This is a genomic window from Paraburkholderia sp. BR13439, from assembly GCF_040948805.1.
In the GTDB taxonomy this organism is placed as follows: domain Bacteria; phylum Pseudomonadota; class Gammaproteobacteria; order Burkholderiales; family Burkholderiaceae; genus Paraburkholderia; species Paraburkholderia youngii.
The window spans coordinates 150,817-160,427 of the sequence record NZ_JBFPKN010000022.1; the positions used below are offsets into that span (position 1 = coordinate 150,817).

The window sequence follows — 9,611 nt, forward strand, 5'->3', positions numbered from 1 at the left end:
GGCTACCCCCGTTGAAGAAGTGTCTGGCCATGTTGGGCATCGCCATGACGCGCGAGGCGCCCAAAGAATGGATGCCCAGGATCATTGAAACCCGGCGTGGACGGATGTCCGCTCGTCACGAGCGAATCGACGAAGGCTTCGTCTTCAGCATTCAGGCGGTAGGCGAGCGCGGGCAGATAGTCCTGCCACTGCGCTTCGGTGCGCGGCCCGGCGATCGTCGAGCTGATATAGCGGCTATTGAGCACCCACGCGAGCGCGAATTGCCCGGCGGAAAGGCCGCGGGCTTGCGCGTGCTCGCGTACGCGCCGCGCCAGTTCGAGCGATTCGGGACGCCACTCGGTCTGCTGCAAGCGCCGGTCGCTACGCCCCGCGCGGGTGTCGGCGCCGGGCGTGGCGCCCGGTTCGTATTTGCCCGTGAGTACGCCGCGCGCGAGCGGGCTATACGAAATCACGCCGAGCCCGTAGCGATGCGCCGCCGTCAATTGTTCGGCTTCGGCCTGGCGGTTCGCGATGTTGTAGAGTGGCTGGCTCGCGGCCGGCGCGTCGAGTCCGAGCGCCTGAGCGGTATGGCTGAACTCGGCGATCTTCCACGCGCGATGATTGGACAGGCCAAAGTAGCGCAGCTTGCCGGCGCGAATCAGATCGTTGAGCGCGCGCACGGTCTCTTCAACCGGCGTCTGATGATCTTCGCGATGGATGTACAGCAGGTCGATGTAGTCGGTGCCGAGGCGCCGGAGGCTCGCATCGACGGCGCGCTCGATATGCTTGCGCGACGCGCCTCGCGCATTGACGTCGCGCTCATCGAGCGGATTGGCGAATTTGGTCGCGAGCACCCAGCGTTCGCGCTGCGCGGCAATCGCGCGTCCGACCACGCGCTCCGACTCGCCTTCGACGTAGACGTCGGCGGTGTCGATCGAATTGACGCCCTGTTCCAGCGCCTGTTCGATGATCCGCGCAGCGGTGGCCTCGTCGGTGGGCCCGCCGAACATCATCGTGCCTAGCGTCAGTGTCGAGATCCTGATACCACTGCGACCGAGTTGTCTGTATTCCATGAAAGTCGAATTCCGTAAGAGTTTGAGTCGAAAGCGCTTTAGCGTTGCAGCCAGACGTCGGCGAAACTGGCCGATACGCCGTCTGGTCCCGTCGTATGGTTATGGACCGCGCGTGAGTACACGGTCAGGTATTGCGGCGACACCAGGTTGATGTCAGGCAGATCGCGTTCGAGAATGCGCTGAATCTGCGAGAAGAGCTCCTTGCGTCTGGCTTCATCGGTTTCCTCGGCGACCTGCGTGAACAACTGGTCGATCTGTGGGTTGCTGTAGTGGGAACCGTTCGTGAACGGCACGCCGCGCCGGAAGTTGTTGCTCGTATAGAGCCGCGCCACACCGACCACCGGATCGAACAGGTTGCTCATGCCGTTGATCGAAAAGTCGAAGTCGCGGTCGGTATAGATACGCTTCAGATACGCGGGCAAATCCTGGCTGCGCACGGTGACCGCAATACCGACGCGAGCCAGCGCGGATTTCACGTAAGCGGCGGTGCGCGTGGGCAGATCGCCTATCGGCAGCGGGTCGACAGTCAGCGCGAAGCGGGTACCGTCCGCCTTGCGTGGATAGCCGGCTTCGTCGAGCAGTGCGTTGGCGTGCTCCACGTTGAACGGATACGGCGTGGGCGCCGGGTCGTAGTAGGGGCTCGTCGGGATGATCGGACTTGCGAGCGGCGTCGCGTAGCCGTAGAAGATCACCTTGCGGATCACGTCGCGATCGAGCGCCGACGCAATCGCCTGACGCACCTTGAGGTCCTTCAGTACCGGATTGTCGAGATTGAACTCGATCCGCGTCACACCAGCCTGGAACTCATAGCCGCGAGGGTCAAGCGCGAGCTTCGGATTGCTTTTCAGCCGCTCGATGTCGGAGAGCGGCACGGGCGTGTCGCCGCTCAGATCGACGGAACCGTCTTCGAAGGCGACGGTGCGCGCGGCCGGATCAGTGATGACCTTGACGACGATCTTGTCGAGCAGGGGTTTGCCCTTGTCCCAGTAGTCGTCGTTGCGTGCATATTCGATGTAGCTGCCGCGCACCCATTTGACGAAGCGGAACGGGCCGGTGCCGACCGGCGCGTTATTGGCCGGGTTGGTCAGGGGGTCGGTGCCTTCGTAAATGTGTTTGGGTACGATCGGCGTCTCCGACGACGAAAACGCCTTGATCAGATACGGCGCGGGCTTTGACAGCGCGATGACGACGGTGTAGGGGTTCGGCGTCGTCACATCGGTGACGTTCGCGAAGGTGGTCTTGGCGCGCGGGTGAACTTGCCTGAGCGTCTGGATCGAATACGCGACATCGGCGGAGGTGAAGGGCTGACCGTCATGCCATTTCACACCGTGGCGCAAATGGAAAACGTAATTGCGACCGTCGTCGCTGACTTCCCATGACGTTGCAAGCGAAGCTTTCGGCTGCAACTTGAAGTCGTATTCGAGCAGGCCTTCGACCACTTTGGGGCTGACCTTCAGCACATTGGTCGCAGTGGTCGCGAGATTGACGAGAGCGGTGGGCTCCGGCGTGACGACGAAATTGAGTGTGCCGCCGCGTGTCTGTGCGTCAGCGTGAGAAACAGAGAGCGCGACGAGCAGCGCAGCCGCGAATCCGAGCGCGCCGTTGACAAGGCGCGTGCGGCGGCGGCGCAGCGCGGCCTGCGATGTGACATATGCCATCGTACGGTTGTGCGAGAAGAGAGAAGGAAGGAGACCGTGAGTTGGTTCAGACCATGGCGGGCGCCGTCGTGTCACGGCGCGCGAGCGCGGCACGCAGTGGCGCGGGGTGGACCCATGCGTCGAAATCGAAGTCGGTTGGAATGAATCCCCACTTGAACAGGAATTGCTTGAAGTCGGCGAGCGCCGCCAACGCTTGCGGATCGAGTCCGATGCTCAATTGCCGATGCAGTCCGCCCGGATAGGCACGCTCGACCCAATGTTCCGCGCTGCGCGTTTCGCGAGCCACATAGTGCGCGACGTCGCCGGCATGGCGTTGCGCCCAGTCGCCGGTGTCGAGCGTGCGAGCGAGCACCCGTTCGACCAGATCGGGACGCTCGCGCAACAGCTGCGCGTCCACCGTCAATGGCCGAGGCGTGCCGTTGTTCGCGTGCAGCAGCCGATTCGGTTGTGCGCTGATATCGATGAGGATCTTCGCATTCAGCAGATTTGCGATATCGAGTCCCGTCGCGCCTTTGACGAACACGACGTCCGCTTCGCCGCGCAGCAGTGCTTCGGCTTCGCGGGCGAATTCGTGGGAGCGCTGGGCGTCCAGCCAGTCGGCGAGCGGGGCATCGGCGGCCGGCTTGGCATCTTCGAGGCCTCGCGGCGTATGCGGCAGGTCGACCAGATCGACGTCTTTGAGTTGCACGCCGAGCGCGCCGAGCAATGACGTGAAGCCACGCAAGGCAGTCGCGCGATGAAAGTCGACCACGCTTGCGCGCGCATTGAGCGGAAAGCCGAAGCGGCGTCCCGCAAGCGATTCGGCGCTCGCGTCGAGTCGCCGGTCGAGCGTGATCAGGGCCTGAAATTCATCCACCCAGCTTAGGCCGATCAGTCGTGTATCGCTGCCTTGCGAACGCGCCCACAGCGCGGGAATGTTTCCACCTTGGCGAAACGACCATGGCTGCGCGTGTGTGAAATGCGAGCGGCGAATGTTGACGTCGTCGGCGTCCTGGAGCGCTTTCACGTCGATGCCGTCGGTCGCGAATTCCTCTTCGAGCCAGCCTTTCTGTACGGTGATACCGAACGGAGTGGGGGCAGGGCAGCGGGTGTACCAGAGTCGGCTCATTCGATCGCCTTGAAGTTAGGAGAGGGTGGGCAGTCAGAGACGCAGGCCTGCCTCGCGCAATAGCGGCAGCACGCGAGCGCCGAAGAATTCGAGGTCCGGTTTGAAGTCAAAGAAGCTCAACTGCACGCCGTCGATACCCGCGTGATGCAGGCGCACGATGTATTCGGCGATCTGGTGCGGCGAGCCGACGATCGAGATGTTGCCGCCGACGGCTCGGGCGGCCGCCTGATTACGCTGCTCGGCGTTGCCGCGCCATGCGTGCGCGTCACTATCGAATCGATGGAAGCTGCCCTCGTCGCCATGCGCGACGATCGCGTCACGATAGGCGAGCGCTTCGGCTTCGGTTTCGCGGCAAATCACCATCGGGTTGATCAGAGTGCGGACTTTGCGCCCGTACTTTGCGGCCGTTGCCTTCACGCGCGCCGTGTGTGCCGGCAACGCGGCCAGCGCGGCTTCGATTTCGGAGCCAGCGGGACTGGTGATGAACACGACGTCCGAGTAACGTGCGGCGAAGTCGATCCCCGCATCCGATCCCGTCGCATTCACGAGCAGCGGGCGCCCGTATTGCGGCTTCGGCGTGACGAACGCCTTGTCGAGCTTCCAGCTCGACAGCCCTGGCGCGAAGCTGAAGTTATCCGGTTGTGTCCAAAGCTGTTGCACCGCGTCGAGAAACTCGCTCGCCAGCTCATAGCGGCGGTCATGTTCGATGCGCTGCCAGCCGAACATTTCGTGTTCGACCGCGCGATGTCCGGTCACGACATTGATGCCCCAGCGTCCCTTCGAAATGTGATCGAGCGTCGCGGAGAACTTTGCGAAATGCAGCGGATGCCACGGGCCATAAAGCACATGACTGGTGGCGACCAGAATGATACGGTCGGTTCGCGCGGTCATGGCCGCGAGCGACATGAACGAGTCGAGGGCCTGACCGTTGAACACACCGCCGTAGCCGCCCTTGGGCAGCCACTGGGACAGCGCGAATACCAGATCGAAGCCAAGGCTCTCGGCCTTTTGGACGAGCGCCAGGTTGTAGTCGAAGTTCCAGTCGGTGCTGCGCGGCAACGTTGAGGCGCTCCAGCCGCCTGCCTGAATCGGCAGGAATAGCCCGATCAGCAAGGGCTGTTCGAACGCGCGGGCAACCGGACTATCGGCGAATTCGACGGGCGAGCGCACATGTACGAAGGGGGTGGCGTCGCGCGTGGTGTCCGGCGATTGCGCTGACGCTTGCGACTGAGCGGCGAAAATGGATTGGGTCACAGGTATTGTCCGTGCCGTTTGACGTAAAAGGCGCTTGTTCTTTTCAAGCGCTCGGTCATCTTGCGTGATGGTTGGCGCCAGGCGTCCGTATCAAACCTCAGTGCAAACCGATAGGACTCGCGTCAACGCAGTAGATCACGCGAGGTTGGCAACGCAAAACAATGAATTCTTCTTTTCATTTGAGGCATTGCCGCGGCATGGGCTTCAGGTCTGCCCGGTGGGCGCAGGATGCACGCCGTTCAGATAGAAGTTGCCGACCGCCGCGTATTTCCAGCGCACCGGATCATGCACGGTGTGAACCCGCGCGTTGCGCCAGTGCCGGTCGAGATTGAACGACGGATGCGTCGAGCGAGTGCCAGCCAGCTCGAACAGCTTGCTGCCCGCTTCGATCGCGATTTCGGTCGTCAATGCCTTGGCTTGCGCGACGGCGATCGACGCGGCCGCAATCGAGTTGGGGCCGGTATCGGCGAGACAGCGATCGATCTCGCGACCGGCGCGGTCCATCATCGCTTCGGCCGCGTGCAGACGCGTGGTCATTTCGCCAAGCTGGTGGATCACATACGGATCGTCGCCGAGCGGCGGGATGGCGTTCGACGACGAAGCCGCGTCGCGTTCGCGAATAAAGGAGATCGTCGCATCGATCGCGGCGCGCGCAATGCCCGCGTCGATGCCGACATGGCTGATCTGCGTGACTGCGTTTTGCGGCCAGAGCGTGTAGCTTTGATGAATCGGTAACACGTTGAGCGGGGGCACCCAGACGTCCTCGAAAATCACGGTTCCGCTTGCGGTGGTTTTCTGGCCGAAGCTCTGCCAGTCGTCGATGATCTTCATGCCCGGGTGACCGGCCGGCACCACGGCTACAGTGCGGCGCCCTTCCTGGTCCTGGCCGATGGTCGACACATAGTCGGCGAAAAGCGCTCCGGTCGAATAAAGTTTGGTACCGGATAAACGGAAGCCGCCGCGCTCCGGTGTGATGGTCATCGCGGAGCCGCTGGGCAGCCGTCCGCCCACGTCGACGTTCGCATTGCCAAAACGCGCGCCGCCCAGAATCTCGCCGAGAAAGAACGACCGTTGTTGCGCGTTGCCGGTTTTCCAGATCCAGAACACCGCGCTATTGTGGTTCTGCTGGATTTGCGCGATCGACGGATCGGCTTCAGCGAGGATGGCGAATACACGAGCCACGGTCGCGTAGGAGACTTGTGCTCCGCCGTATTCGCGTGGCACGGTCATGGCCCACAGTCCTGCACCGGAACAGGCGTCGAGTTCCGCGAAAGGCAGGATGCGTTCGCTATCGCGGAGCGCCGCATCGAGCGCGAAGCGCTCGGCGAGCGCTTGCGCGGTGCGCAGCGCTTCATCGTCGGACTTGAGAATGTGCGCTGGTGAATACACGCGTGGGGTCACTCGGGCGGTCTCTTCGAACGCGATGTCTGAAGCGTGAGCGGTCATCAACGACTCCTGGGCAGTCCATTCAGGACCGGGACTAAGGCTGAACGAGTGATTCTTTTCAACATGCAATTGCTCTCGCATACGAAGTTCGTCATCGAGCAGCAATTTCCCGCGGCTGCGTTGAGCCCAAAAAAAGTACCGGCAAATAGACCCAATGGACAACGAACAATAATTTCTATCCTTATATGTGCGTTGAGCGGGCCCCAGCGCAACTGACGCATAGGTTTAAGCAAAGCAGAATCGCTTCGTTCGTTGATCCACGGTGGCTGGCTATGCTGTGCGGTGAATCCTCAATCGAAGTTTCGACGATCGATCGAACCATTCATTCATGACGACCCTGAACGAGTACCTCCAGCAGAAACGCATCGCCTGGCTCGCGAAACGCGAAACGGCGCGTAACGACCCGCATATCAAGGCTAACCAGCTGAAAGCCAATGTGCGTGCATTGGGACGCAGCGGTGTACGCGAAATCCGTATCCGCGATTTCCAGGTGATCAGCGACAGTCCCGCCGATTTCGCCGGCTACGACCTCGGACCTACGTCACCGGAATTGCAACTCGGTGTACTGGGGAGCTGCCTTACGCATATCACGCTGATTCAGGCTGCCGAGCGGCAATTGCGGATAGATTCAATCGATGTGGAGGTGACTGGAGAACAGCATCCGCTCGCGCAGCAACCGGGCTTCGAGCATGTGCCGATCTTTCCGCACAACATCCGCTATACGCTCGATATCGTGTCGCCGGAACCACCCGATGCGATTCGCGCGCTGCATGAAGCGGTAGAGGCGGTTTGCCCGATCTACAACCTGCTGAAGAACCCGCAGACGATCGTCGGTGAATTGCGGCACGTTAGCGCGGCGTAACAACCGTTCGGTGTGGCGCAACGTGAAAACGTGGCGGTCGCGGCGATGCGCCGAGGGGCGCCTTTTCATTGCATCTGCGCGAATAACCTAAGTGGAAATCGGTAGTTGTCGGCGCGCAGGCTGTCCCTATACTGACTCGCCGGCACATGCGTGCATCGTGTGCAAAGTTCATGCTAAGGATGACGGATGAACGAAATCCATACATTGCACGCCGCCACGTCGCCGATCAACCCCCAAACACGTCGCGCGACAAGTGCCGCGACCAAGGAGAGCAACGATGAGTGCAGCCCCCGCTACCGACGAAGCCGAACTGCGGATCAGTCCGCTGTCCGCGCATATCGGCGCGGAAATCAGCGGAGTCGATCTGACCCGGCCGCTCGACCAGAAGCAGATTCAAGCGATCCGCGCCGCGTTGCTGAAGTGGCGTGTCGTGTTCTTTCGCGAGCAGTTTCTGAGCCACGAGCAGCACGTCGCCTTTTCCTCGCAGTTCGGCGAGCTGACGGTCGGGCATCCGGTGTTCGGCCACGTCGAAGGCCACCCGCAGATCTACTCGATTTCGAAATTCCGCAGGGCGACGCGTTTCGAAGGGCAGCCGCTGCTGCGGCCGTGGACCGGCTGGCATACCGATGTGACCGCGGCCGTCAATCCGCCGTTCGCGTCGATCCTGCGCGGCGTCACGATTCCGCCGTACGGCGGCGACACGCAATGGACCAACCTCGTGATCGCTTATGAAAAGCTGTCCGAGCCGCTGCGCAAGTTCGTCGACGGTCTGCGCGGCGTGCATCGCTTTGCGCCGCCGCAAGGCGCGAAAGGCACCGAAGCGTTTGCAGCGGCGGTCGAGCGGCATACGCTCGTCAGCGAGCATCCACTTGTGCGCGTGCATCCGGAGACCGGCGAGCGTGCGCTCTACGTGAGCCCCGGATTTCTGAAGCAGATCGTCGGCGTCACTCCGCGCGAAAGCCAGCTGCTGCTCGAACTGCTGTGGGAACACGTGACGCGGCCGGAATTCACGGTCCGCTTCAGATGGGAAGCGGGCAGCGTGGCGTTCTGGGACAACCGCACGACCGCGCATCTCGCGCCGACCGATATTCTCGATCTCGACTTTGATCGCCAGTTGTACCGCACGACGCTCGTCGGCGATGTGCCGGTCGGACCGGACGGGCGCGCGTCGGTGTCGCTGGAAGGTTCGCCTGTTGGGGCGGCCGCCGCCATTGCGCTGAACTGAACGGAGACCGCCCATCGGGCGGTCCGGTTCGATTTCCTGCGCTGTCAGAACGCGAAGCGGCCTTCCGCAACGAACGTCGCCAGCGGATTACGCGGGCTCGGTGTCTCACGCGTTTGCAAGGCCTCGGGCAACGAAGCCTTGTCGCCGGCGCGGCCGATGGCAACGGCCGCTTCGATCGCATAGTCCTCGGGGATCGCGAGTTCCGAACGGATTTGCTCGCGCTCGATGCCGGCAAGGCCGTGCGCCTTCCACCCTGACAGGCTCGCCTGCAGCGCGAAATAACCCCACGCGGCGCCGGTATCGAACGAATGCGAAGCGAGCGGCACTTCCGCCGCTGCGCCCGGCGGCGTGAAGGTGCGTTTCGACAGCACGATCAGGATCGCCGCAGCATGCTGCGCCCAGCCGCGGTTAAACTCGTTCAGAAAGCCCAGAAAGCGCGCCCAGTGCTCGGTGCCGCGACGCGCATAGACGAAACGCCACGGTTGCGAGTTATACGAAGAGGGTGCCCAGCGGGCCGCTTCGAGAAAGGTCAGCAATGTCGATTCGGGAATCGTGTCCTGCGTGAACGCGCGCGGCGACCAGCGCTCGAGAAATTGTCTGTCGATCGGATGCTCGGCGGTACGGAAGTTCGAAGTGGTCATGTCTGTGCCATTGAGAAGAGAACGGGGTGGGACGCTTTTGAGCGTACGCGCGCCAGAATCAGGACGTTAAGTCGAGGCGAACGCAAATCCAACCAATGTTTGTGCATATGAAAAGCACTCGACGGGAGAATGCGTTTCATCGGCACCGCCGGGCCGACATTGCATTCACAGCGCAATGCATTGCACAAATGCTTGTTTGCGCAAGCGCGCGCCGCTGACTAAATTGAATAAATGTCATCAGCAGGGAATGAAATGAACGCGTCCCACCCGTGAATGTGAGCGCAAAGGGAGGTGGATCCTCACGGGCCAACGGCATCGATGTGCCCACGTGGAAAATACGAAGTTTCCAGGCAAACCGGAGGATC

Annotated in this window: 8 protein-coding genes; 2 read left to right on the forward strand and 6 right to left on the reverse strand. The window is 62.0% G+C overall.

Going from position 1 to position 9,611, the window contains the following annotated elements:
• Positions 1-2: 2 nt before the first annotated feature.
• From AB3X96_RS33425 to AB3X96_RS33445, 5 genes are all read right to left on the reverse strand, one after another.
• Entirely contained in the window at positions 3-1,052 is a 1,050-nt protein-coding gene (locus tag AB3X96_RS33425) for an aldo/keto reductase (protein WP_368593018.1), read from the reverse strand.
• 38 nt (positions 1,053-1,090) lie between these two features.
• The gene (locus AB3X96_RS33430; RefSeq protein WP_368593019.1) at positions 1,091-2,710 is read right to left on the reverse strand and encodes an ABC transporter substrate-binding protein; all 1,620 of its coding nucleotides are present in this window, start codon (positions 2,708-2,710) and stop codon (positions 1,091-1,093) included.
• A gap of 46 nt (positions 2,711-2,756) precedes the next feature.
• Positions 2,757-3,818: an ABC transporter substrate-binding protein gene (locus AB3X96_RS33435; protein ID WP_368593020.1), complete on the reverse strand. Its 1,062-nt coding sequence runs from the start codon at positions 3,816-3,818 to the stop codon at positions 2,757-2,759.
• 33 nt (positions 3,819-3,851) lie between these two features.
• Positions 3,852-5,060 carry an LLM class flavin-dependent oxidoreductase gene (locus tag AB3X96_RS33440; RefSeq protein WP_368593030.1) on the reverse strand — a complete coding sequence of 403 codons (1,209 nt, stop codon included), beginning with the start codon at positions 5,058-5,060 and terminating at the stop codon, positions 3,852-3,854.
• A gap of 216 nt (positions 5,061-5,276) precedes the next feature.
• Complete coding sequence (locus tag AB3X96_RS33445) at positions 5,277-6,518, reverse strand: SfnB family sulfur acquisition oxidoreductase (protein WP_368593021.1); 1,242 nt, start codon at positions 6,516-6,518, stop codon at positions 5,277-5,279.
• A gap of 328 nt (positions 6,519-6,846) precedes the next feature.
• Here AB3X96_RS33445 and AB3X96_RS33450 point away from each other — a divergent pair, with 328 nt between their 5' ends.
• Entirely contained in the window at positions 6,847-7,380 is a 534-nt protein-coding gene (locus AB3X96_RS33450) for an OsmC family protein (protein WP_368593022.1), read from the forward strand.
• A 277-nt stretch (positions 7,381-7,657) separates the two neighbouring features.
• Positions 7,658-8,605, forward strand: a complete 948-nt coding sequence (locus tag AB3X96_RS33455; RefSeq protein ID WP_368593023.1) for a TauD/TfdA dioxygenase family protein — start codon at positions 7,658-7,660, stop codon at positions 8,603-8,605.
• Positions 8,606-8,649: 44 nt separating this feature from the next.
• On the opposite strand, the gene AB3X96_RS33460 is transcribed toward AB3X96_RS33455, so the two are convergent.
• A complete protein-coding gene (locus AB3X96_RS33460; protein ID WP_368593024.1) occupies positions 8,650-9,246 on the reverse strand; it encodes a nitroreductase family protein in 597 nt (198 codons plus the stop codon).
• Between the last annotated feature and the right edge of the window lie 365 nt (positions 9,247-9,611).